Source organism: Kitasatospora sp. NPDC085464 (genome assembly GCF_044541955.1).
Lineage (GTDB): Bacteria > Actinomycetota > Actinomycetes > Streptomycetales > Streptomycetaceae > Kitasatospora.
This window is the reverse complement of record NZ_JBITTM010000029.1, coordinates 100,660-122,858: the sequence shown is the minus strand read 5'-3', so window position 1 is coordinate 122,858 and position 22,199 is coordinate 100,660. Positions and strand designations below refer to the sequence as shown.

The 22,199-nt window shown below is 73.7% G+C and carries 24 protein-coding genes; 12 read left to right on the top strand and 12 right to left on the bottom strand.

The genetic code is table 11. The features are described from left to right. Nucleotides 1-2 precede the first annotated feature (2 nt). From ACIGG8_RS25445 to ACIGG8_RS25435, 3 genes are all read right to left on the bottom strand, one after another. Nucleotides 3-887 carry a metallophosphoesterase family protein gene (locus ACIGG8_RS25445; protein ID WP_396550987.1) on the bottom strand — a complete coding sequence of 295 codons (885 nt, stop codon included), beginning with the start codon at nucleotides 885-887 and terminating at the stop codon, nucleotides 3-5. A 170-nt stretch (nucleotides 888-1,057) separates the two neighbouring features. Next, nucleotides 1,058-1,336 (bottom strand): DUF4190 domain-containing protein, encoded by a 279-nt coding sequence (locus ACIGG8_RS25440; RefSeq protein ID WP_396550985.1) that lies wholly within the window; start codon nucleotides 1,334-1,336, stop codon nucleotides 1,058-1,060. A 59-nt stretch (nucleotides 1,337-1,395) separates the two neighbouring features. Further along, on the bottom strand, nucleotides 1,396-1,551 hold the full coding sequence (locus ACIGG8_RS25435) for a hypothetical protein (protein ID WP_189918519.1): 156 nt from the start codon (nucleotides 1,549-1,551) through the stop codon (nucleotides 1,396-1,398). Between the two features lie 157 nt (nucleotides 1,552-1,708). On the opposite strand from ACIGG8_RS25435, the gene ACIGG8_RS25430 reads away from it, so the two are divergent. The 6 genes from ACIGG8_RS25430 to ACIGG8_RS25405 all read left to right on the top strand — a co-directional run bounded on the left by ACIGG8_RS25430 (nucleotide 1,709) and on the right by ACIGG8_RS25405 (nucleotide 8,505). Then, complete coding sequence (locus ACIGG8_RS25430; RefSeq protein ID WP_396550983.1) at nucleotides 1,709-2,338, top strand: TetR family transcriptional regulator; 630 nt, start codon at nucleotides 1,709-1,711, stop codon at nucleotides 2,336-2,338. A gap of 164 nt (nucleotides 2,339-2,502) precedes the next feature. Then, nucleotides 2,503-3,330, top strand: coding sequence for a serine protease (locus ACIGG8_RS25425; protein ID WP_350523207.1), 828 nt, complete (start codon nucleotides 2,503-2,505; stop codon nucleotides 3,328-3,330). Nucleotides 3,331-3,699: 369 nt separating this feature from the next. Beyond that, a complete protein-coding gene (locus tag ACIGG8_RS25420) occupies nucleotides 3,700-5,193 on the top strand; it encodes a S28 family serine protease (protein WP_396550981.1) in 1,494 nt (497 codons plus the stop codon). 171 nt (nucleotides 5,194-5,364) lie between these two features. Next, on the top strand, nucleotides 5,365-6,006 hold the full coding sequence (locus ACIGG8_RS25415) for a TetR/AcrR family transcriptional regulator (protein ID WP_396550980.1): 642 nt from the start codon (nucleotides 5,365-5,367) through the stop codon (nucleotides 6,004-6,006). Next, nucleotides 5,990-7,624 carry an acyl-CoA dehydrogenase family protein gene (locus tag ACIGG8_RS25410; protein WP_396550978.1) on the top strand — a complete coding sequence of 545 codons (1,635 nt, stop codon included), beginning with the start codon at nucleotides 5,990-5,992 and terminating at the stop codon, nucleotides 7,622-7,624. Before ACIGG8_RS25415 ends, ACIGG8_RS25410 begins: the two co-directional genes overlap by 17 nt. Further along, nucleotides 7,621-8,505: an amidohydrolase family protein gene (locus ACIGG8_RS25405; protein ID WP_396550976.1), complete on the top strand. Its 885-nt coding sequence runs from the start codon at nucleotides 7,621-7,623 to the stop codon at nucleotides 8,503-8,505. The genes ACIGG8_RS25410 and ACIGG8_RS25405 overlap by 4 nt, the downstream gene beginning before the upstream one ends. 223 nt (nucleotides 8,506-8,728) lie before the next feature. On the opposite strand, the gene ACIGG8_RS25400 is transcribed toward ACIGG8_RS25405, so the two are convergent. Continuing rightward, nucleotides 8,729-9,535, bottom strand: a complete 807-nt coding sequence (locus ACIGG8_RS25400; RefSeq protein WP_396550974.1) for an inositol monophosphatase family protein — start codon at nucleotides 9,533-9,535, stop codon at nucleotides 8,729-8,731. Nucleotides 9,536-9,649: 114 nt separating this feature from the next. On the opposite strand from ACIGG8_RS25400, the gene ACIGG8_RS25395 reads away from it, so the two are divergent. Together ACIGG8_RS25395 and ACIGG8_RS25390 are read left to right on the top strand one after the other, a co-directional pair. Continuing rightward, a complete protein-coding gene (locus ACIGG8_RS25395) occupies nucleotides 9,650-10,642 on the top strand; it encodes an Lrp/AsnC family transcriptional regulator (protein WP_396550972.1) in 993 nt (330 codons plus the stop codon). A 201-nt stretch (nucleotides 10,643-10,843) separates the two neighbouring features. Continuing rightward, a complete protein-coding gene (locus tag ACIGG8_RS25390; protein ID WP_396550970.1) occupies nucleotides 10,844-11,302 on the top strand; it encodes a hypothetical protein in 459 nt (152 codons plus the stop codon). 73 nt (nucleotides 11,303-11,375) lie between these two features. On the opposite strand, the gene ACIGG8_RS25385 is transcribed toward ACIGG8_RS25390, so the two are convergent. From ACIGG8_RS25385 to ACIGG8_RS25375, 3 genes are all read right to left on the bottom strand, one after another. Further along, a complete protein-coding gene (locus ACIGG8_RS25385) occupies nucleotides 11,376-12,218 on the bottom strand; it encodes a helix-turn-helix domain-containing protein (protein ID WP_396550969.1) in 843 nt (280 codons plus the stop codon). A gap of 62 nt (nucleotides 12,219-12,280) precedes the next feature. Beyond that, the gene (locus ACIGG8_RS25380) at nucleotides 12,281-12,763 is read right to left on the bottom strand and encodes a hypothetical protein (RefSeq protein ID WP_350523216.1); all 483 of its coding nucleotides are present in this window, start codon (nucleotides 12,761-12,763) and stop codon (nucleotides 12,281-12,283) included. Between the two features lie 161 nt (nucleotides 12,764-12,924). After that, nucleotides 12,925-13,632 carry a 4'-phosphopantetheinyl transferase family protein gene (locus tag ACIGG8_RS25375; protein ID WP_396550966.1) on the bottom strand — a complete coding sequence of 236 codons (708 nt, stop codon included), beginning with the start codon at nucleotides 13,630-13,632 and terminating at the stop codon, nucleotides 12,925-12,927. A 275-nt stretch (nucleotides 13,633-13,907) separates the two neighbouring features. Between ACIGG8_RS25375 and ACIGG8_RS25370 the strand changes: the two genes are divergently transcribed. After that, nucleotides 13,908-15,404, top strand: a complete 1,497-nt coding sequence (locus tag ACIGG8_RS25370; RefSeq protein WP_396550964.1) for a choice-of-anchor A family protein — start codon at nucleotides 13,908-13,910, stop codon at nucleotides 15,402-15,404. Nucleotides 15,405-15,501: 97 nt separating this feature from the next. On the opposite strand, the gene ACIGG8_RS25365 is transcribed toward ACIGG8_RS25370, so the two are convergent. Continuing rightward, nucleotides 15,502-16,131: a TetR family transcriptional regulator gene (locus tag ACIGG8_RS25365; RefSeq protein ID WP_350523219.1), complete on the bottom strand. Its 630-nt coding sequence runs from the start codon at nucleotides 16,129-16,131 to the stop codon at nucleotides 15,502-15,504. A gap of 76 nt (nucleotides 16,132-16,207) precedes the next feature. On the opposite strand from ACIGG8_RS25365, the gene ACIGG8_RS25360 reads away from it, so the two are divergent. Beyond that, complete coding sequence (locus ACIGG8_RS25360; RefSeq protein WP_396550962.1) at nucleotides 16,208-17,152, top strand: hypothetical protein; 945 nt, start codon at nucleotides 16,208-16,210, stop codon at nucleotides 17,150-17,152. Here ACIGG8_RS25360 and ACIGG8_RS25355 read toward each other — a convergent pair. The 3 genes from ACIGG8_RS25355 to ACIGG8_RS25345 all read right to left on the bottom strand — a co-directional run bounded on the left by ACIGG8_RS25355 (nucleotide 17,119) and on the right by ACIGG8_RS25345 (nucleotide 19,918). After that, on the bottom strand, nucleotides 17,119-17,655 hold the full coding sequence (locus ACIGG8_RS25355) for a F0F1 ATP synthase subunit B (RefSeq protein WP_396550960.1): 537 nt from the start codon (nucleotides 17,653-17,655) through the stop codon (nucleotides 17,119-17,121). The two genes, ACIGG8_RS25360 and ACIGG8_RS25355, sit on opposite strands and share 34 nt — an antisense overlap. Nucleotides 17,656-17,837: 182 nt before the next feature. Beyond that, nucleotides 17,838-19,064 carry a kynureninase gene (kynU, locus tag ACIGG8_RS25350; protein WP_396550958.1) on the bottom strand — a complete coding sequence of 409 codons (1,227 nt, stop codon included), beginning with the start codon at nucleotides 19,062-19,064 and terminating at the stop codon, nucleotides 17,838-17,840. 23 nt (nucleotides 19,065-19,087) lie between these two features. Continuing rightward, the gene (locus tag ACIGG8_RS25345) at nucleotides 19,088-19,918 is read right to left on the bottom strand and encodes a tryptophan 2,3-dioxygenase (protein WP_396550956.1); all 831 of its coding nucleotides are present in this window, start codon (nucleotides 19,916-19,918) and stop codon (nucleotides 19,088-19,090) included. Nucleotides 19,919-20,134: 216 nt separating this feature from the next. Between ACIGG8_RS25345 and ACIGG8_RS25340 the strand changes: the two genes are divergently transcribed. Both ACIGG8_RS25340 and ACIGG8_RS25335 read left to right on the top strand, forming a co-directional pair. Then, on the top strand, nucleotides 20,135-20,569 hold the full coding sequence (locus ACIGG8_RS25340; protein ID WP_350523224.1) for an Lrp/AsnC family transcriptional regulator: 435 nt from the start codon (nucleotides 20,135-20,137) through the stop codon (nucleotides 20,567-20,569). Nucleotides 20,570-20,641: 72 nt separating this feature from the next. Beyond that, nucleotides 20,642-21,181, top strand: coding sequence for an NADPH-dependent FMN reductase (locus ACIGG8_RS25335; RefSeq protein ID WP_396550954.1), 540 nt, complete (start codon nucleotides 20,642-20,644; stop codon nucleotides 21,179-21,181). 145 nt (nucleotides 21,182-21,326) lie between these two features. Here the strand turns inward: ACIGG8_RS25335 and ACIGG8_RS25330 are convergent, their stop codons facing one another. Further along, nucleotides 21,327-21,959, bottom strand: a complete 633-nt coding sequence (locus ACIGG8_RS25330; RefSeq protein ID WP_350523226.1) for a MarC family protein — start codon at nucleotides 21,957-21,959, stop codon at nucleotides 21,327-21,329. Between the last annotated feature and the right edge of the window lie 240 nt (nucleotides 21,960-22,199).

Genomic DNA, 22,199 nt, shown 5'->3' with positions numbered 1-22,199 from the left:
GGTCAGCCCGCGGCCGGCGGGAACACCTCGCGCAGCAGCGGGTCCGGCAGGCCGCGCTTGTGCCACTCGCGCGGGTACCCCAGCGAGACCTCCTCGAAGGGCACACCGTCGTAGCTGGTCTTGCGGGGGATGTGCAGGTGGCCGTAGATCATCGCCGCGGTGTTGAAGCGGCGGTGCCAGTCGGCGGTCAGCTCGGTGCCGCACCACTGGGCGAACTCGGGGTACCAGAGGATCTCGGTGGGGTGGCGGACCAGCGGGTAGTGGTTGACGAGCACGAGCGGGACGTCCGGGTCGCAGGCCGCCAGCCGTTCCTCGGTCAGCCGGACGCGTTCGCGGCACCAGGAGTCGCGGTCCGGGAACGGGTCGGGGTGGAGCATCCGCTCGTCCGCACAGACGATGCCGCTCTCGTACGCGGCCGCCAGGGACTCCTCCTTGGTGGTGGTGCCCGGCGCACGGAAGGAGTAGTCGTACAGGAGGAAGAGCGGGGCGATGCGGACCGGTCCGCCCGCGCCCTCCCAGAGCGGGTAGGGGTCCTCGGGGGTCACCACGCCGAGGCCGCGGCAGAGCTCCACCAGGTGCTCGTAGCGGGCCACGCCGCGCAGCTGGACCGGGTCCTCGGGGTGGGTCCACAGCTCGTGGTTGCCGGGCACCCACACCACCCGGGCGAAGCGCTCGGCGAGCAGGCGCAGGGCCCACTCGATGCTGGTGGTGAGCTCGGCGACGTCACCGGCGACGAGCAGCCAGTCGTCGGGGTGGGTGGGCTGGAGCTTCTCCACCAGGTCGCGGTTCTCCTGGTAGGAGATGTGCAGATCGCTCACCGCGAGCAGTCGTCCGCCCGTCGGGGCGGGCCGCGCGGGCTGTGCGTCGCTGCGGTTCTCCGTGGTCACTCCTGCCCCCTGAGGTCGTCCGGCCGATGTGGCCACCCTACGCGGCGGGTCCGGGGAGCGGGGCGGGTTGAAGGGATCAGTTGTTCGACTGCCTGGCGGCGGAGTTGAGGCCCGTTCGGGATCGGGGGCGGCTCGGGATCCGGGCGGCCGCTCGGCCGTCGGAGGGCGGCTCAGGAGCCGAGGTCCATGAGCACGCCGTGGGAGGTGGCGGTGGTGACGGCGAGGATCACCAGCGAGGCGGTGCCGAGCACCAGGCCGAGGACGGCGCGGCCGCGGCGGCTGGTGCCGCGGATCAGGGCCAGGGTGGCGAGGGTGATGGCGATCGGGCCCAGGACGATGTTGAAGAGCAGCAGCCCCGGGAGGCCGAGGAGGAAGGAGGCGACGGCCAGGTTGTCGGCCTCGGCGGTCTCCCGGCGGCCGGTGTTCTGCGAGGTGGTGACGGTGCTCATGGCTGTGCGGGTCCTCTCTGGTACGGGAGTGGACGGGGTGCGGTCCGGGCGCGTCCGGGTCAGCGGTGGCGCAGCCGGGCGATGCCCTCGCGGGCGCCGAAGGCGAGCAGCCAGGCGGTGATGGCGGCGGAGGCGGCGAGGAAGACCGGGAGCGAGGTGTGGGCGGCGGTGCCGATCAGGACGGCCATGGCGACCAGGGCGGAGAACAGGATCACGACTGACTCCTTCGGCTGCGGCACTGAGTGCGGCGCTGACCACGGCGGCGGTTGCAGCTGCGACTGTGCCGGGTTTCGGTTGACAAGTGTTCACTGACTTCGGCATCACTCTACCCCCGGCTGGCCAAGTTCGGCAAACGACTGTTTACTGAATGGCGTGAGTCACACCGTAGGGGCCAGACAGGCCCAGAAGCAGCAGAGTCGGCGGGCGTTGCTGGATGCGGGTTTGCACCTGCTGGCCGATCAGAACCTGGCGAGCCTGGGCGTCCGCGAGGTCACCCGGGAGGCCGGACTCTCGCCGGCCGCGTTCTACCGGCACTTCCCGGACCTCGCGGCCCTCGGGGTCGCGCTGGTCGAGGAGTCGCTCGCCAGCGTGCACGTCATGATCCGTGCGGTGCTCGCCGAGGCCGGCGGCGCCGAGGAGCTGATCGACCGCGCGGTGGACGTGATCGAGCGGCACGTCCGCGAGCACCGGACGCACGTCCGCTTCCTGGCGCGCGAACGGCACGGCGGGGTGCGGCAGGTGCGCGAGGCGATCGACGCCGAACTCGACCGCTTCGCCGCGGAGGTGGGAGCGGCCCTGGCGCTGCAGCCGGTGTCGCAGGGGTGGAGCGAGCGGGACCTTCGGATGCTCGCCGAGCTGTACGTCGACCACATGGTGTCCACGGCCTCCGCCTTGCTGGAGGTACAGGAGGCGGACCCGTCCCGGGAGCAGCGGATCGCCGCCACCGCGCGCCTCCAGCTGCGCCTGATCAGTCTGGGGCGGCGGCACTGGCAGGGGAGTTGACGCGCGCGGCGTCGGGCGAGCGGGCGCCCCAGCGGGTGCCCCGGCCCCCGCGGGGGTGGTAACCGGCCATAGCGATCGGGACGGTTTCTTGGTCTTGCTTTGACTCTTGACAGGGGGTCATGTCCGCGACAGCTTTGGTGGACCCCCACACCGAGAGGTCTCTCATGAAGAAGCCGCTCATAGGCATGCTCGCCACGCTCCTGGCCGCCGGAGCCGCCACCCTCGCCGGAGCCCCCCAGGTCCAGGCCGCCCCCTCGGCCACCGTCAACTTCGCCGGAACGGTCGCGCTCAGCAACTGCTCCGGTTCGCTGGTGCGGATGCCGGGCTCCGCCGCGAGCGACCCCGCGCTCGTGCTCTCCAACGGCCACTGCCTGGAGAGCGGGATGCCCGGCCCCGGCCAGGTCGTCCTCAACCAGTCCTCCAGTCGGACCTTCACCCTGCTCAGCGCCACCGGCGGCCGCCTCGCCACCCTGCGTGCGACCAAGGTGGTCTACGGCGCGATGACCGACACCGATGTGTCGATCTACCAGTTGAACACCAGCTACTCGTCGATCCAGTCCCGGTACGGGATCGCCCCGTTGACCATCGCCGCCACCCACCCCGTCAAGGGCACCTCGATCCGGGTCGTCTCCGGCTACTGGAAGAAGATCTACTCCTGCTCGGTCGACGGCTTCGCCTACCGGCTGAAGGAAGCCGACTGGACCTTCAAGGACTCGGTCCGCTACACCTCGGGCTGCAACGTGATCGGCGGCACCTCCGGTTCGCCGGTGGTCGACGCCTCGTCCGGCCAGGTGGTCGCGGTGAACAACACGATCAACGAGAGCGGCGAGAGCTGCACCCTGGACAACCCCTGCGAGGTCGACCAGAGCGGCGCCGTGACGGTGCACCAGGGCATCGGGTACGCCCAGGAGACGTACGGGATCCCGGCCTGCTTCGCCGCCGGGAACCGGCTCGACCTCACCCTCCCGGGCTGCACCCTGCCCCGCCCGTAGGCGAGCACCGTCGGCACGCACCGTGGGACCACACCGTCGGCACGCACCGTGGGACCGCACCGTCGGCACACACCGTAGGACCGCACCCGTTCCGGCCGGAGCACCCGACCGGCCGGAACCCCGGAACCCGGGACCCGGAGCTCGCGGGCCGCACCCCCGGGGCCGGGGCCGAGGCCCGGAACCCCGGAACCCGAGTCGCCCTCCCGGCAGGGCTGCTCAACCCCAGTGACCAGCACCTTTACCCCGATGGGTCATCCGCCGACGGTGGATGACCCATTCGGCCGTCCACCGGGCGGCCGCCGCACCACCCGCACCGCAGAGTTGTGCCCACGAGGCGGCAGTCATGTCCGTTGACCAGATGGAGAGTTGATGACCACCACGCTGCGAAGGCTGTTGGTTTCCACCCTGCTGATACCGCTGCTCGCGTTCGGCGGCCTGGCGTCCCCGGCGCTGGCCGCCGACGCCCAGGGCGCCCCGGAGGCGGGGGCGGCCCACGGCCGGAGCCCCGCCGACGACCCGAACGCCGACATCAAGGCCCGCCTGGCGGCCATCCCCGGGGTGACCATCACCGAGGAGAAGCCGACCGACGCCGACCACCGCTACTTCATCGCCACCTACACCCAGCCGATCGACCACCTCCGGCCCTGGCTGGGCACCTTCCAGCAGCGCTTCAGCCTGCTGCACCGGGGCTACGACCGCCCGACCGTCTTCTACACCAACGGCTACACCCTGGGCACCAACCCGTCCCGCACCGAGCCGACCCGGCTGGTGGACGGCAACCAGGTCTCCATCGAGTACCGGTACTTCACCCCCTCGCGCCCCGAGCCGGCGGACTGGACCAAGGCCGGCATCCGCCAGCAGGCCGCCGACTCGCACCGGCTGGTGACCGCGCTCAAGCGGATCTACCAGCAGGAGTGGCTCTCCACCGGCGCCAGCAAGGGCGGCATGTCCTCCACCTTCTACCGCCGCTTCTACCCGGACGACGTGGCCGGTACGGTCGCCTACGTCGCGCCGAACAACACCGACGTCAACGACTACGCGGCCTACACCGAGTTCTTCCGCACCGTCGGCACCCAGGAGTGCCGGGACCGGCTGAACGCCGCCCAGCGCGAGCTGCTGGTGCGCCGCGACCGGCTGGAGGCCCGCTACGTCGCCGACAACAAGGCGGCCGGCTCCACCTTCAACACCCTCGGCACCCCGGACCGCGCGTACGAGGCGGGCGTGCTCGACGTGGTCTGGGCGTTCTGGCAGTACAGCCTGGAGGCGGACTGCGCCAAGGTCCCGGTGGCCGCCACCGCGACCGACGACGAGCTGTACGCCTGGTTCGACGCCCAGTCGGGCATCACCGGCAACAGCGACCAGTCGCTGGCGAAGTACACCGCGTACTACTACCAGGCCGCCACCGAGCTGGGCGCGCCGTTCTTCGACGTCTCGTACCTCAAGGACGTGCTGCACTACGACTACAAGGAGCTCTACTCGGCCCGCTCCTACGTGCCGAAGGAGATCCCGACCGTCTTCAACCCGTACGCGATGCCCGACATCGACCGCTGGGTGAAGCGCGACGGCGAGCGGAACATGTACGTCTACGGGGGCAACGACCCGTGGGGCGCCAAGCCGTTCCGCCTCGGCCGCGGCAGTGAGGACAGCTACGTCTACACCGTGCCCGGCGGCAACCACGGCTCCAACATCGGCAAGCTGCCCGCCGCGCAGTCCGCGGAGGCCACCGCCAAGGTGCTGGAGTGGGCCGGCCTGGGCGATGCGGACGCCGCCCGCTCGCTCGCCAAGTCGCCGCGGTCGATCCCGGCCTTCGGTCCGCTGGACGTCGAGGGGCAGCGCCTGGAGCAGGAGCGCCACCCCCTGTAACGCCTGAGCGAACCGGGCCACCCGAGACAGGAGGCCGCCCCGCTGCCCGGGGCGGCCTCCTTCTGTCGCCGGACGCCGTCCCCCGAAGCTCGAAGTCGTCCCCCGAGGCTCCCGCGGAGCCCCTCCGCCGAAGCCCTCCCCGAAGCGGTGAATCGGTGCTTCAATGCTTCCATGGCCTACCGACGCACGCCTGCCGTACAAGCCCGCTTGGACGCCCAGCGGGAGGCGGTGCTGCAGTCGGCGGTCGGGCTGCTCGCGGAGCGCGGTTACGGCGGGTGCACGATGGCCGCCGTCGCGGACCGGTCCGGGATCGCCACCGGGAGCCTCTACCAGCACTTCGCCAACAAGGCCGAGCTGTCGGTGCAGTTGTTCCGCCGGGTGGTCACCCGCGAGATCGACGCGGTCAACGCGGCCGTCGCCCTGCGAGACACCCCGCAGCGGCGGATCGCCGCCGTGGTCGAGACCTTCGCCGCCCGCGCCCTGCGCGCCCCCCGGCTGGCGTACGCGCTGCTGGTCGAGCCGGCCGACGCGGTGGTGGACGGGGAGCGCCTGGTGTTCCGGCGGGCGTTCCGCGACGTGATCGCCACCGAGATCGCCGCGGCCGTGGCGAGCGGCGAACTGCCCGAGCAGGACCCGGTGCTGACCGCCGCGGCCCTGGTCGGCGCGGTCGGCGAGGCGCTGGCCGGCCCGCTCTCGGCCATGCCCGAGAGCCACGGGGTCACCGACCCCCGGAGGGCCACCGCCGAGGTGGTCCCCGCCCTGGTCTCCTTCACCCTGCGTGCCCTGGGAGGACGCGATGACAGCGACGCATGAGGTCACCAACCAGGTGCCCCTGCCGTACGGACACGACACCGCCGCCGACCCCGCCCTGCTGGCCGCCCTGCGGCGGGCCGGTGCCGGCTGGGTCGAGCCGGAGCTGCGCGAGCTGGGCCGGCTGGCCGGCTCCGAGCAGGCCGCCGAGTGGGGCCGGCTGGCCAACGAGAACCCGCCGGTGCTGCGCACCCACGACCGCTTTGGCCACCGGATCGACGAGGTGGAGTTCCACCCGTACTGGCACGAGCTGATGCGCACCGCCGTCTCGTACGGTCTGCACGCCGCACCCTGGCGGGACGAGCGCCCCGGCGCCCACACCGCCCGCGCCGCCAAGTTCTTCGTCTGGGGCCAGGTCGAGGCCGGCCACACCTGCCCGATCTCGATGACCTACGCCGCCGTCCCGGCGCTGCGCGCGAACCCCTCCCTGGCGGGGGAGTGGGAGGCGCTGCTGGCCGCGAAGGAGTACGACTTCGGGCTGCGCGAGCCGGGCGCCAAGCGCGGGCTGATCGCCGGCATGTCGATGACCGAGAAGCAGGGCGGCTCGGACGTCCGCACCAACACCACCACCGCGGCCCCGCAGCCCGACGGCACCTACCGGATCACCGGCCACAAGTGGTTCACCTCGGCGCCGATGTCCGACCTGTTCCTGACGCTCGCCCAGGCCCCGGGCGGGCTCAGCTGCTTCGCGCTGCCGCGCGTCCTCCCGGACGGCAGCCGCAACCGCCTGCACCTGATGCGGCTCAAGGACAAGCTCGGCAACAAGTCCAACGCCTCCGCCGAGCTGGAGTACGACGGCGCGGTCGGCCTGCTGGTCGGCGAGGAGGGCCGCGGGGTGCCGACCATCATCGAGATGGTCAACATGACCCGCCTGGACTGCACCATCGGCGCCGCCTCCGGCATGCGCTACGGCGCCACCCGCGCCGTCCACCACGCCCTGCACCGGCGGGCGTTCGGCAAGGCGCTGGTCGACCAGCCGCTGATGCGCAACGTGCTGGCCGACCTGGTGGTGGAGTCCGAGGCCGCCACCACCGTCGCGATGCGGCTCGCGCAGTCCACCGACCTCGCCCTGGCGGGGGACGAAACCGAGTCGCTGGTACGGCGGTTGGGCCTGGCGGTGACCAAGTACTGGGTGTGCAAGCGCGGTCCGGCGCACTCCGCCGAGGCGCTGGAGTGCCTGGGCGGCAACGGTTACGTGGAGGAGTCCGGGATGCCCCGGCTCTACCGCGAGGCGCCGCTGGTGTCGATCTGGGAGGGCTCCGGCAACGTCGCCGCGCTGGACGCGCTGCGCGCGATGGCCAAGCGCCCGGAGAGCGTGGAGGCCTTCCTCGGCGAGATCGACGCCGCGGCCGGTGCGGACCGCCGGCTGGACGCGGCCGTCGCCGCGCTGCGCAAGGAGCTCACCGACCTGACCGACCTGGAGTACCGCACCCGCCGGCTGGTCGAGTCGATGGCGCTGGCCTTCCAGGGTTCGCTGCTGGTCCGGTACGGCGACCCGGCGGTGGCTGATGCGTTCTGCGCCGGTCGGCTGGGCGGAGACCACGGCACGGCCTTCGGCACCCTGCCGGCCGGCGTCGACACCGCGGCGATCATCGACCGGGCCCGTCCGGTGCCGGCGTGAGCGAGGCCGCGGAGGTCCGCGCGTTCTGGCAGGCCCTGGGCCTGCCCGGACTCGTCGACGTGCACACCCACTTCATGCCGAAGAACGTCCTCGACAAGGTGTGGGCGTACTTCGACGCGGCCGGCCCGCTGATCGGCCGGCCCTGGCCGATCACCTACCGCGAGGCCGAGACCGAACGCGTCCGCCGGCTGCGGGAGTTCGGGGTGCGGGCGTTCACGTCCATGCTCTACCCGCACAAGCCGGGCATGGCCGCCTGGCTGAACGCCTGGGCCGTCGACTTCGCCGCGCGCACCCCGGACTGCCTGCACACCGCGACCTTCTTCCCCGAGCCCGAAGCGGCCGGCTACGTGGCCCGGGCGATAGAGGACGGCGCCCGGGTGTTCAAGGCGCACCTGCAGGTCGGCGGCTACGACCCGACGGACCGGCGGCTGGACGAGGTCTGGGGCCTGCTCGCCGAGACCGGCACCCCGGTGGTCACCCACTGCGGATCCGGGCCGGTGGCGGGCAAGTTCACCGGCCCCGGCCCGATCGGTGAGGTGCTGGACCGGCACCCGGGGCTGGTCCTGGTGGTCGCCCACCTCGGCATGTCCGAGTACCGCGACTTCCTCGACCTCGCCGAGCGCCACCCGTCCGTCCGGCTGGACACCACCATGGCGTTCACCGACTTCGCCGAGGCCGACGACCCGTTCCCGCGCGAGGAACTGCCGCGACTGCGCGGCCTGCAGGACCGGGTCCTGCTCGGCAGCGACTTCCCCAACATCCCGTACCGGTACGTCCACCAGCTGGAGGCGCTGGCCGGGCTCGGCCTGGGGGAGGAGTGGCTGCGGGCGGTGTGCCACGACAACGCGGCAGGACTCTTCGGCATCGGGACCGGAGGCTGACCTCCGCACCGGAGGCCGACCAGCGCCGGTGGCCGACCAGCGTCGGAGGCCGTCCGCCGCACGGGCGGTCCGCCACCGACGCGGGGCACGACCGCCCGCACCGGGCACGACCGCCCGCACCGGGCACGACTGCCCGCACTGGGCACGACTGCCCGCACTGGGCACGACTGCCCGCACCGGGCACGACTGCCCGCACCGGGCATGACCGCCGAGCGGGGGCCGATCACCGCACCGCGCGCAGCACCTCCAGGGCCCGCGCGTGCAGACCGGGCGCGGCGACCAGGATGCCGTCGGAGCCGGCCGTCCAGTCCGCTCCGGCGGTGTCCGTCACCGCCGCGCCCGTCTCGCTCGCGATCAGCGCGCCGGCCAGCAGGTTGCCGGCGTCCTGCCCGTACTCCCAGAACAGCGCCAGGTGTCCGGAGCCGACCTGGGCCACCTGCAGCGCGGTCGGGCCGAGGTTGCGCACCGCGAGCACCGCGCCCGCCATCGCGGACAGCGACTCGCCCGCGCGGCGCAGCGCCACCGGGTCCCCGGCCACCTGCGGCGGCTGGCTGGTGGCGGCGACGGTGATCGCCAACTCGCGCTCCAGCGGGGCGATCGGGCGCCCGTCCAGCTCGGCGCCGCCGCCCAGGACCGCCCGGTAGGTCCGCCCGCCGTCCAACTGCGGCGCGTGCACCACGGCGAGCACCGCGGCGCCGTCCCGGACCAGCGTGGCGGTGACCGCCCAGTGCGGGTGGCCCAGCAGGTACTGCACCGCGCCGTCGGTCGCGTCGCACAGCCACCACTCGCCCTCGGCGGGCACCGAACCGTCCAGTTCCTCCGGCACCCAGCCGGCCTGCGGACGCAGCGCGCCCAGCTGCTGCCGCAGTTCGGCGGCGGCCGGGCCGTCCAGCTCGGCGAAGCGGGCCCCGGCCTCCTCGACCGTCCGCGCCGTGATCGGCTCGGTGGACCGACGGGCCGCCAGCTTCGCGCCGACCTCGCGCACCGCGGCCTCCACACCCCGGACCAGCGTCCACAGCTCGTTCGTCACGGTGACTCCTCGTTGTTCCCGGGCCGGTCCGCTCCGGCCCGACGGGACAAGGAGTACCGTCAGGACTGCCGAACAGGACGTACGAGCCGCCAGAAGTGGCGGGGATCGGACACCATGGACCTCTCCACTGCTGATCCGGACGCCGTGCTGGACGCCCTCGACCGCCGCCTGGTCTGCGCCCTGCAGGTGGACGGGCGGGCCGAGCCCGGCCGGATCGCCGAGGTGCTGGGAGTCTCCGCCCGGACGGTCACCCGCCGCCTGGCCCGGATGCGGCAGGCCGGGGTGCCGCGGGTGGTCCGGATGCCCGACGTCGAGGACGCCGCCGTGGGCGCGCTGCTGCTGCGGGTCAGGGTGCTGAGCGGTCGGGTGGACGCCATCGCGCAGGCACTGGCCGACCGCTCCGACGTCCCCTTCGTCGACGTGATGCTCGGCGGCCACGAGGTCGGCGCGGTCGTGCTGACCGACGCCGGTGCCCGCGACCGGCTGCTGTACGGGCAGTTGCCCGCGACCAGTGCGGTCACCGAGACCACCACCCACGCCGTGCTGCACGCCTTCGCCGACGCCGGGCAGTGGCGGGCCGGCCACCTCACCGAGGAGGAGGCCGCCGCGCTCGCCCGGCCCGCCGTGCCCCGCCCCGCCGCGCCCCCGCCCCTGGACGACCTCGACCGCGCGCTGCTGGAGCGGCTGGGCGAGGACGCCCGGCAGTCCCACGCGGCCCTGGCCGCGGCCGTCGGCGCGCCCGAGTCGACGGTGCGCCGTCGCCTGCACCGGCTGGACGAGCTCGGCCTGCTGCGCACCCACGCCACCGTCGACCCGCAGCTGCTCGGCATGGCCGTGGACGCCAACCTCTGGCTGGACGTGCCGCCCGGCCGGCTCGCCGAGGTCGGCACGGCCCTGGCCGGCCACCCGCAGGTGCACGGGGTGTTCGCCACCAGCGGCCCGAGCAACCTGCTGGCCACGCTGTTCTGCGCGGACCACGGTGAGCTGTACCGCTTCCTCACCGACACCCTCGGTCCGCTGGGGGTCGAACGGGCCGAGACGACGATCACCGCCCGCGCGGTGAAGCGGGCGGGCGTCCTGCTCCGTCAGCCGCCCCGGCGGCCGTGAAGGGGGACGAGGGGAACGCGGCCGGAGGGGTGCAGGCGCGCACGGCCGGCGGAGGAGGCGGCGCAGGAGGAGAAGGAGGCGGCCGGACGGCCCGTTACCTGCGGGGTAATCGACGCCGGGCGCCGGTCCGGGCAGGGTGGAGGCAGCTCGGTGCGGCCGCCACGGCCCCGGGCCCCCACCCCTGACAGGAGGCGATCCGCCATGTCCGTCCACGCGAACTCCCTCACCCCCGCCCGGCCGGGATCCGCCTTCTCGCCGTGGACGGTGCGCGGCATCCTCTGCCTGGACGCCGTGGTCACCGGCGGCAACGGCCTGGCCTACCTGGCCTTCGCCGGCCCGCTCGGCGACCTGCTCGGCGCGGGCCGCGCCACCCTGGTCGAGCTCGGGCTCCTCCTCACCGGCTACGCGGTGGCGGTCGGCGTGCTGGCCACCCGCCGGCGGCCGCCGCGGACGGCGGTGCAGGCGGTGATCGACCTCAACCTCGCCTGGGTGGTGCTCAGCCTGGTCGCGATGGAGGTGTGGCTGGAGCCGACCACCGCGGGCTTCGTCTGGATCCCGTTGCAGGCCGCGGCGGTGGGCCTGTTCGCCGTCCTGCAGTTCACCGCGCTGCGCCGGACGGCAGCCGGAGCCGACCCCGGGGTGAGCGGCACCCCGAGCTGACCCCGGGGAGCCGACCCCGGGGAGCCGGCCCCAGGGAGCGGCCCCCGGGAAGCGGCCCCCGTGCGGGCGGTCGTTACGGCTGACGCTCCGGCCCCACCGAGGACTGCAGGAACCGCACCGTCTCCGCGTCGGCCGGGAGGAAGGTCTCCATGGCCAGCTCGGAGACGGTCACGTCCAGCGGAGTGTTGAAGGTCGCGATGGTGGAGAGGAAGGAGAGCACCCGCCCCTCGTGGCGGATCCGGATCGGCAGCGCGAACGGGAAGCCGTCCTCGGCCGGCCCGTCGGCCGCTCCTTCCGCCGGGTCGGCGTCCGGCTCGGGGTAGCCGCGGACCTCCTCGTACAGCTGCCGCAGCGGCTCGGCGCGGACCAGTTCCAGCCGACGCTCCATCCGCTCCAGCAGGTGCCGGCGCCACTGCCCCAGGTTGACGATGCGCGGCGCCAGCCCCTCCGGGTGGAGGGTGACCCGGACGGCGTTGAGCGGCGGCTGCAGCAGGTGCGGGGCGATCCCGTCCAGGAGCAGTCCGAGCGAGCGGTTGGCCGCCAGCACCCGGAAGCTCCCGTCGACGACGACCGCCGGGTACGGGTCGTGGGCGGCCAGCAGTCGTTCCATGCCGCCGCGCAGCGCGGCCATCGAGGGGTCGTCCAGCGGCGTCTCGGGGTAGTGCGGGGCGTAGCCGGCCGCGAGCAGCAGGGTGTTGCGCTCGCGCACGGGGACGTCCAGCTGCTCGGCCAGCCGCAGTACCAGCTCGCGGCTGGGGCGGGAGCGGCCGTTCTCGACGAAGCTGAGGTGACGGGCCGAGGAGTCCGCCCGCAGGGCCAGTTGCAGCTGGCTGAGCTGCCGTCGTTCCCGCCAGCCGCGCAGCAGCGGTCCGACCCCGGTTCCCGTCGGGCTGCCCATGCCCGCCATGATCGTCATGGCCCAGGACGGTACTCGAACGAGCCCGCTCCGCGGGAGGGGGCGAAGGGGGATCGGCCGGATCAGACGCCGGTGCTGGAGCCCGGCCGGATGACCATGAGGACCACGACCACGGCCCACAGCAGGTTGAACACCCCGGCCGTCATCGGCAGCAGGCGCAGGCCGTCGACGGCCTTGGTGCGCTGCTCGTCCGCCGGGTCGAGGGCGAGGGCGTCCACGGCGGCCTGCTGGCCGGGCAGGACGAAGAGCAGCAGGGAGAGTGCGGCGATCGCGGTCAGCACCATGGAGACGATGACCCAGGACTGGCCGATCACGTCCATCACCTGGGCCAGGCCGATGCCCAGCACCGGCACGGCGACCCCCAGCAGCGCGTAGACCTGGGTGATCCGGTGCAGGACGCGCAGCACACCGGCGTCGGAGGCCTGGTCCGGGCCGCCGGCCAGCGCGGCCTTCGCCCGGCGCGGGAACATGCTGACGGCCACCGCGACCGGGCCTATGAACAGGACCGAGACGAGGACGTGCAGGCTCAGCAGGAACTTGGCCATGGCGGGGCACCCTTTGGATCCGGTGGGCAGCTGGGGAGCGGGCGCGCGCGGTCGGCGTGCCCACGACCAGGCACGCTAACACCGCTTATTCACGGGCCCACCGCTCGGGTGGGCGGTTGCGGAAGGCCCTCGCCCACCCCCGCCCCGGCGAGGGCGGCCATTCAGCCCGCCGTCGTCAGCTCCACGATCCGCGGCGCCGCGGTGCCGACCGCCGCGACGGCGGCGCCGTGCTCCGGGTCCGTCCAGTCGAGCAGGTGCAGGTCCTCGTACCGGCTGCGCAGCGGCTCCCCCGGCGGTACGGCCAGGGGCAGGGCGGAGAGGTCGATCCGGCCGAGGGTGTCCAGGGTGGCCCGCCCGATCTTGATCAGCGATTCCTTGCGCACCCAGAGCCGCAGGAACGCCCGCTCGGGTTCCGGGTCCGCCTCGACCAGGGCGAGTTCCTCCGGGGCCAGCACCCGGCGGGCGACCGCGCCCAGCGAGCCGCCCCGGGCGGACAGTTCGACGTCCACGCCGATCGGCTGGTGACCGGCGCCCGCGGCGACCACGCCCTTGGTGTGCGAGAGGCTCACGTGCACCCCGGGGTGGTCCGGCAGGTACGGCTTGCCGTGGTCGGCCAGCCCGCAGTCCGGGCACTGCTGGGCGAGCACCAGGCCGGCCGCCGGCACGCCGAGCAGCCGGGCGGCGCAGAGCCGGACCAGCAGGTGCCCGGCGGTGAAGTCGACCCGCCCGGACTCGTGCCGGAAGCGCGCGGCGCGCTCCCGTTCGAGGGCGGTCAGCAGGTGCTCGTCCGCCTCGGGGTGCCGCAGCACGGCGTCGGCGGACGCGACGGCGACGAGCGGCGCGCTCTGGTCCTGGGCCTCGGTGGTCATGCGTTCAACCTAGCTCCATGCCGGGATCCGTCGGCGGGGTCGTCGCCCGGTGGCCGAGGCCCGAGTGCTGCTGCGCCGTCCGGGTGAGTTTTCGAACCCGCCCTGAGGGTCCATAAGGGATGAATAGTCCGATTTAAGGTTGGATGCCCCGGAAATGTGGGATTGACGTCAGATAACACGGAACATGGCAGGTCATTCGGCCTGCCCTTTTCTCATGCGCGGAGGAATTGTCGATGGGTCAGGCCACCGGTTCGCCGGATCACAGAACGACCGCCGTGAGAACGCCCGCCTCCGGCGGCCGCCGCGCCGTCCGGGTGGCGGTGGCCACCGGCGTCGCCGCGCTGCCGCTGGCCGCCGTGCTGACGGTCGGTTCGGCCGCTCCGCTGGCCCCGCCGCTCGGCGCCTGCACCGGACCGGACTGCCCGGCCACCTGGCCGGCGCCGAACAACGGTGACTTCACCGGCCGGGACTCCACCATCAACGTCTTCACCGGCGGCGACTACACCGTGAACGGCCGCGCCGCCGAGGCCGAGGGCAAGATCGTCGCGCTGGGGAACCTGACCGTCGAGAAGGACGGCGGAGGCGTCTACAACATGGGCGTCGTCGGCGTCGGCTCGCGCGTCCCGCCGCCGGACGGCAGCGACTTCGTGACCACCGGCGGGAACGTCGACGTCCGGCGGGGCAACCGCATCCTGATCGGCGGCAGTGACTCGCACGGCCAGGCCTTCGGCAACCTGCGCCACGCGGGCGGCGTGACCGGCACCGTCAACATCGACCCCACCGGCCGGTCGATCCAGGACGACGCCGCCGCCGCGCCCTACCGGGCGGTGCTGACCCGGATCGAGGAGACCTCCGACTGCGTCGGGCGGGCCACGGCGACCGGCACCGTCGACATCTCCTCCAGCACGGCGACCTTCACCGGCGACGGGACCGGCGCGAGGCAGGTCTTCAACGTCACCCGGGACCTCGCCTCGCCGACCGGCGGCCAGATCGGCCTGGTCTTCACCGGCATCCCGGCCGGCGCCACCGTCGTGGTGAACATGCTCGGCGACAGCCCGGTCATCAACACCTACACGGGCACCGCCCTGCCGGGCGACCAGACCACCGAGATGCGCTCGAAGCTGATGTACAACTTCCCGACCGCGACCTCGGCCCGGATCCTCGGCAGTGCCCAGTTCCAGGGGTCGGTCCTGGCCGGGAACCCGGCCGGCACCACGACCATCGCCCAGGCGGGCATGAACGGCCGGGTGTACCTGGCGGGCAGCCTGATCCACACCGGCACCGGCGGCTACGAGATCCACAGCTACCCGTTCGACGGGGACCTGCCGGAGTGCACGGTGACGCCCAGCCCGTCGCCGACCTCCACCTCGCCGTCGCCGACCTCCTCGCCGACGTCGCCGGCCCCGACGTCACCCACCTCGCCGCACCCGACGTCACCGCACCCGACGTCACCGCACCCGACCTCCCCCAGTCCGAGCCACCACTCGCCGTCGGCCGGCGAGAGCCACCACTCGCCGTCGGCCAGTGGGAGTCACCACCACTCGCCGTCGGCCGGCGCCTCGACCTCAAGCGCGGGGCCGGCCCCGAGCAGTCACCACCCGACCTGGCATCCGAGCGGGCAGCCGACCGGCCACCACCCCGGGGACGGCGGTGAGCTGCCCTCCACCGGAGCGGGCAACGCCCCGGTGGTCTTCGGCCTGGCGGGCGTCGGCCTGCTCGGTCTCGGCGGTCTGGCCGTGATGGCCGCCCGTCGTCGCGGCCGCCACAGCTGACCGGCTGACGGGCCTGAACGTCAGGACGCCTGGCCGCTGTCCCGGGCCGCCCGAGTCGATCCGACCGGGCGGCCCGGGGCGTTCCCGGGTGTCGGCCCTACTGCGGCGCCGGGTACTGCGCGAGCCCCGAGGCGAGCAGGTCGAAGGCGCGTTCCACCGTCTCCCGGATCCTGTTCCGGACGGCCTCGGCGGGTTCGCCGGCCACCATGGCCCGCCGGATCTCGCCGAGCACCGCGCGGTGGGCCCCCGCGATGGCCCCGGCCACCACGTGGGGGAGCGGGTCGTCCTCCGCGGCTCCCGTCTCCTCGGCCAGGACGGCCGCCAGGGCCGCCTCGGCCCGCTCGCCGAGTTCCAGCAGCCGGGCCCGCAGTGCCGGGCTGTCCGCGACGATCTGCCAGAACGCGGCCATCCGCGGGCTCAGCCCGATCGTCGGCTCCCCGTCCGCGAGCGCGGCCAGCAGGTCCGCCCGGACGGCGGCCGCGGCGGACCTGCCGGGCGGGCGGTGCCGGACCACCTCGGCCAGGTGCGCGACCACCGCGTCCTGCCGGTCGAAGAACAGGTCCTCCTTGGTGGGGAAGTAGTTGAAGACCGTGTTCGGGGAGACCCCGGCGGCCCGCGCCACCTCGACCACCGTGACCCGGTCGAAGCCGCGCTCGGCGAACAGGCCCATGGCGGTGTCGGCCAGGAGTTCCCGGGTCTGCTGCTTCTTGAGTTCACGGAGTCCCATGGCCGGATCCTACGCCAGGACCATGGTGTCACATCAAACTTGCAGTGGCACCAAAATTATCGGCTACGGTGGCGGCATGACCTTCACCTTCGGCATCTATCCCGGCGGGCTGCTCGGAAGCGACACCGGCGTGCTCGCTCCCGTCCGCCCCGACGACCCGGCGCTGATCACCGCGGCCCTGCGCGAACTCCAGGGCGGGGCGGCCGAGTTCCTGGTCCGCGCCTACCGCTCGTACGCCGACCCGGGACACGCCCCCGACCGGCCCGAGCAGTACGCCGTCGAGGGGCGGAAGCTCGACCTGGTGCTCCAGTACCGGGACCGCAGCGGGGAGTCGGCGGGCTGGCTGGACTTCGTCCGGCGCACCGTCCGGGCCGAGGGCCACCGGGTCGCGGTGCTCCAGATCTGCGAGGAGCCCAACCTCGACCTGCCACCCGTCGACGGCAGCATCCCGAACGTCCTCCGGGCGCTGGTGGCGGGCGTGATCGCGGCCAAGGAGGAGGCGCTGGCCTGCGGGTTCGACCGGCTGGCCGTCGGCTTCAACGCGGTGCCCTCCTTCGACCCCGCGGACACCTTCTGGTCCGAGCTCGGCGAGCTCGCCGACGAGCGCTTCCACCGCGCCCTGGACTACGTCGGCGTGGACTTCTTCCCGGACGTCTTCCGGCCCGTCCCGGCGGACCGGCTCGCCGACGCGGTGCGGGCGGTGGTCACCGGATTCCGGCGGGACTGGCTGCCCAGGGCCGGCATCGGGCCCGCCGTGCCGCTGCGGATCTGCGAGAACGGGTGGCCCACCGGTCCCGGTCGGAGCGAGGCGCGGCAGGCCGAGGTGGTCGAGGAGGTGGTCCGGACGGTCGCCGAGCTGGCCGCCGAACTCACCGTCACCGGTTACGCGTTCTTCGCGCTGCGGGACGCCGACAGCGCGGGTGCGGGGCTCTTCCCCCATTTCGGCCTGCTGCGCGAGGACTACTCGCGCAAGCCGGCCTTCGACACCTACCGGAAGCTGGTGGCCGAACTGTCCTGCTGAGAGGGCTGGTTCGTCTCGAAGAAGCGGGCCACCGTGCGGCGTTGGGCGGCGACGTCGTGCACCGGCTCGCCGACCACCCGCCCGGCCAGGGCGATGGCCGGCTCGCCGACGTCCTGCCGGAGCAGGTCGGCCACGGTGGCCCGGTCGGCGGCGATCTGCGCGCGGCCGGTGGCCAGCAGGGCGTCCCGGGCGCGCAGGCCCTCGGCGCGGGCCGCGGCGATCGCCGCCGCGCCGCGTTCGGCGTAGTCCGCCCGGATCCGGGCGGCCTCGTGTCGGGCCGCCGCCAGTTCCCGCAGATGGGCGTCCCGGACGGCGTCGGCCTCGGCCTGCAGGGCCTCCGCGCGTTCCATCCGGCCCTCGGTGGCCTCCCAGCGCTCGGCCTGCACCCGCTCGATGCGGGGGAGCAGGTGCCGGCCGAGCGCCCAGAGGACCAGGAAGAACAGTGCCAGGCCGAGGCCCAGCGGGACCGGTTCGGGCTTGAGCGGGCCGAGTTCGAGGTTCACGCGACCTCCCCGTGGGCTGACGTGCCGTCAATCCGCAGTCTTCCCTGGGTCGATGGTGATCGAACTCGGCGCGGGCATGGCCATCGTCACGGTGCCGCGCCGGTCCGGGCGCCGGCCCGCTGCAGCAGCGGGCCGGCGCCCGGACCTCACGGCGGCACCCGGCCTCACCCGGCCGAACCCGCCTACGTCACCTCGCCCCGGCGGGAGAAGCGCTCCGCCCGCCACTCGCCGCTCTCCAGCACCTCGGCCAGCTGCCGGGCGGCGTCCCACACCTCGGTGTACGAGAGGTAGAGCGGGGTGAAGCCGAAGCGCATCAGGTCCGGCGCGCGGAAGTCGCCGATCACCCCGCGCTCGATCAGCGCCTGCACCACCGGGTAGCCGTCGGCGTGCCGCAGGGCCACCTGGCTGCCGCGCCGGGCGTGCTCGCGCGGGGTCACCACCTCGATGCCGTCCAGGCCCTCGGTCAGCTCGATGAACAGGTCGGTCAGCGCCAGGCTCTTCGCCCGCACCGCCGCGAGGTCGGCCCGCTCCCAGACGTCCAGCGAGGCGCCGAGGGCGGCCTGGCCGAGCAGCGAGGGCGAGCTGGTCAGGAAGCGGCCGATGCCCTGCTTGGGGTCGTACCCGGGCTCGAACGCGAACGGGCGGGCGTGCCCGAACCAGCCGCTCAGCGGCTGCAGCGGGCCGGCCGCCAGGTGGCGCTCGGCGACGTACAGGAAGGCCGGCGCGCCGGGGCCGCCGTTCAGGTACTTGTAGGTGCAGCCGATCGCGAAGTCCACGTTCGCGGCACCGAGTTCGACCGGCAGCGCGCCCACCGCGTGGCACACGTCCCAGATCATCAGCGCGCCCGCGGCCTGCACCCGGGCGGTGATCCCGGGCATGTCCAGCAGCTCGCCGGTGCGGTAGTCCACGTGCGAGAGGACGACCGCGGCGACGTCCCCGTCCAGGTGCCGGTCCAGCTCCTCCGGCCGGATCAGCACGCTGCGCGCGCCCTCGACCAGGCCGGTCACGCCCTCGGCGATGTACAGGTCGGTCGGGAAGGCCTCGGCGTCGCCGAGCACCGTGCGCCGGCCGGGGCGCAGGCCCAGCGCGGCCGCCAGCACCTTGAACAGGTTCACCGAGGTGGTGTCGCAGACGACGACCTCCGCCGGATCGGCCCCGATCATCGGCGCGATCCGCCGGCCCAGCCGGTACGGCTGCTCGAACCAGCCGGCGTCGTTCCAGCTGCGGATCAGCTCCCGGCCCCACTCCTCCTCGACCACCTGGCGCACCCGCTCCGGCGTGCGCACCGGCAGCGCGCCCAGCGAGTTGCCGTCCAGGTAGATCACCCCGTCCGGCAGCGCGAACTCCTTGCGGAACGCCGCCAGCGGGTCGACGGCGTCCAGCGCCTCGCACTCCTCGCGCGTGGTCATGCCCATTCCCTCGTTCTCCTCGCTCACAGCTCGTCCCGGATCGTCCACAGCTCCGGGAAGACGTCCTGCTCGGCGGACTTGCGCAGCCAGGTCAGCCCGCTGGAGCCGCCCGAGCCGGGCTTGCCGCCCATGGTCCGCTTGACCGCGGACAGGTGTCGCTGGCGCCAGCGGGTGACCCGCTCCGCGACGTCCAGCAGGGCCTCGCCGAGCGGCTGCAGCGCTGCGAACTCCGGCTCGGTGTACACCCGGCGCCAGGCCGCCGCGACCTCCTCGGACGGGCGGTAGCGCTGCTCGGAGTGCGCCGGGCTCAGCTCCAGGCCGCGCCGTGCCAGCAGCGCCAGCGCCTCGTCGTACAGACCCGGGGAACGCAGCGCCTCGACCAGCCCGTCCTGGGTGTCCGGCATGCCGTCGTACATCGTCAGCAGGGCGGCGTTCTTGTTGCCGAGCAGGAACTCCAGGTGCAGGAAGGCCGCGGACTGGAAGCCGGAGGCCTCGCCGAACAGCGAGCGGAAGGAGTTGAACTCCTGCGGCGTCATGGTGCCCAGCAGGTCCCAGGACGCCACCAGCACGTCCTGGGCGTGGGTGCCCCGGCGCAGCGCGGCGAGCGCGGTGGGCAGGTCGTCCTCGCGCAGCGCCTGCCGGGCGATCGTCCACTCGTGCCGGATCAGGTCGAAGAGCAGCTCCATGACCTGGGTGGTGACGATGAACGACAGCTCGGCGGGCTCCTTGCTGCGCGGGTGCTGCAGGCTGTGCAGCTCGTCCAGCCGGACGTACTGGGCGTACGGGGTGCTCCGACCCGGCGTCCTGCCCCGACCGAACGACAGGTTGGGTGTCTCCACCGTGTCGTGCCCCATCCCGATGCCTCCTGATCCGTCCGGGCCCCTCGCCCGCTCCGGTGAACCAGACGGACTGCCTGGTTCCACCGGGTGCCCATTGTGCGGCGGGGGTGGCCCCCGCTTGAATGGTCGACGGACACCGCAACTGCCTTCGGAGCTGTCGTTCACGAGGCGTTCGGCGGATTCGCTTTACGAATGAAAACCACTTGATCCCGATCACCCGGGGAGCCCGCCATGGACGCCGTCGACCGCCGCCTGCTGGCCGAGCTGCAGGCCGACGCCCGGCTCTCGTACAACGAACTCTCCCGCCGGGTGAGCCTGTCCGCACCCGCGGTGGCCGAACGGGTCCGCCGCCTGGAGGCCGACGGGGTGATCAGCGGCTACCACGCCCACGTGGACCCGACCCGGGCCGGGCTGCCGATCACCGCGCTGGTGCAGATCCAGTGCTACGGCCCGCGCTGCGTGCTGCGCGACCCGGAGGTGGCGACCTGGCCCGAGGTGCTCCAGCTGCACCGGGTCACCGGCGGGGCCTGCTGCGTGCTGCTGGTCGCGGTGCCGACGATGGCCGAGTTCGAGGCGCTCTGCGACCGGCTCGGCGGGTACGGCCAGCCGGCCAGCTCGATGATCCTCTCCAGCCCGGTGCCGTGGCGGCCGCTGGCGCCGCGCTGACCGGGGCGCGCGGCCCTCGGCGAACGGTCGTGCCTGGCCCTGACGCCGACGTCAAGGAGTAGGTTCCACCGCATGTCGAACGAGCGCCACATCCTGCTGCTGCCGGGGAGTCTGCGGGCCGGCTCCACCAACGAGACCGTGCTGCGGACGGCTGCCGCCGTGGCCGCCGCCGCCCCGGGCCTGCGGACCACGTACTACACCGGGCTGGCCGAGCTGCCGCACTTCAACCCGGACCACGACACCGACCCGCTGCCCGGCCCGGTGGCCGCGCTGCGGGCCGCGATCGAGGCGGCCGACGCGCTGCTGATCTGCACGCCCGAGTACGCCGGGACGCTGCCGGGCTCGTTCAAGAACCTGCTGGACTGGACGGTCGGCGGCGTGGAGATCTCGGACAAGCCGGCCGCCTGGATCAACGCCGCCGGGCCCGGCCGCGGAGGGGGCGCCGAGGCGACCCTGCGCACCGTGCTCGGCTACACCGGCGCGGCCGTGGTGGACGAGGCCTGCGTCCGGATCCCGCTGGAGCGCGGGGCGGTCGGCCCGGACGGGCTGGCCGCCGACCCGCAGGTGCGCGAGCGGATCGGCGAGGTGCTGGCGAGGCTGGCGGCGGCCTGAACGGCGGCCTGAACGGCGGCCTGAACGGCGGCCTGAACGGCGGCCTGAACGGCGGCCTGAACGGCGGCCTGAACGGCGGCCTGAACGGCGGCCCGGCCGATGGCCCGGCCGCCCCGACCTGCGGCCGGGGCGGTCGGGGCCGGGTTCAGTGCGCCTCGGGCACGGGCACCCCGAGCCCGGCCAGGCCCGCCAGGACCAGCTCCACGCCGACCGCCGCCAGCAGCAGCCCGAGCAGCCGGGACAGCACCTCCAGCGAGGTCCGGTGGGTGCGCCGCATCAGCGGTGCCAGCAGGGCCACGCAGACGTAGTTGATCACCGTGACGGCCACGTACGCCGCGGCGACGGTGGCCTTCCAGGCCCAGTCGTCCCGGTTGAGCGAGGCGACCAGCACGGCGGAGACCGCGAGCGGGCTGGCGATGTACGGCAGCAGCAGTTCGCGGATGCCGTCCACCAGCGGGTTCGAGAGGTGCTCGTCCTCCTCGCTGCTGCCGCCGAGGTGGACGCCGAAGACCAGCGCGACCGCGTAGACGAAGAAGATCAGCCCGCCCGCCAGCTGCAGCGACTGGTCGCTGATGTGGAAGAGGGTGCTGACCTCGTCCGCCGTGAACCCGAGCACCAGGCCGATCACCGCCGAGATGACCGTGCTCCACGCCGCCAGCCGCCGCAGCTCCCGGGTGCTGCGGGTGGTGGCCAGACGGGCGAAGGCCAGCAGGGTCTTCGGGGGGCCGACCACGGCGAAGAAGGTGATGAACGCGCTGCTCAGGTTGAAGACGAACATGCGCCCAGCATGACCGCGGCACCGCGGGCGGCCGGTCCGCCACGCCCCGCGGCCGGGCGTGGCGTGCGTCTCGCCGGCCCGCGCCGCATCCCCGTCAACGGTTCATTCCCGATCGGGGGTGAATTCGCCCGGATGGCGGCTCCGGCTCGAACGCACGGGCGGTCTCGGTTGCTATGGAGGGAGGACCGCCACGCCGGCGGCCCCACCGGCACGACCGTCGGCACGACCACCGGCAGCGGC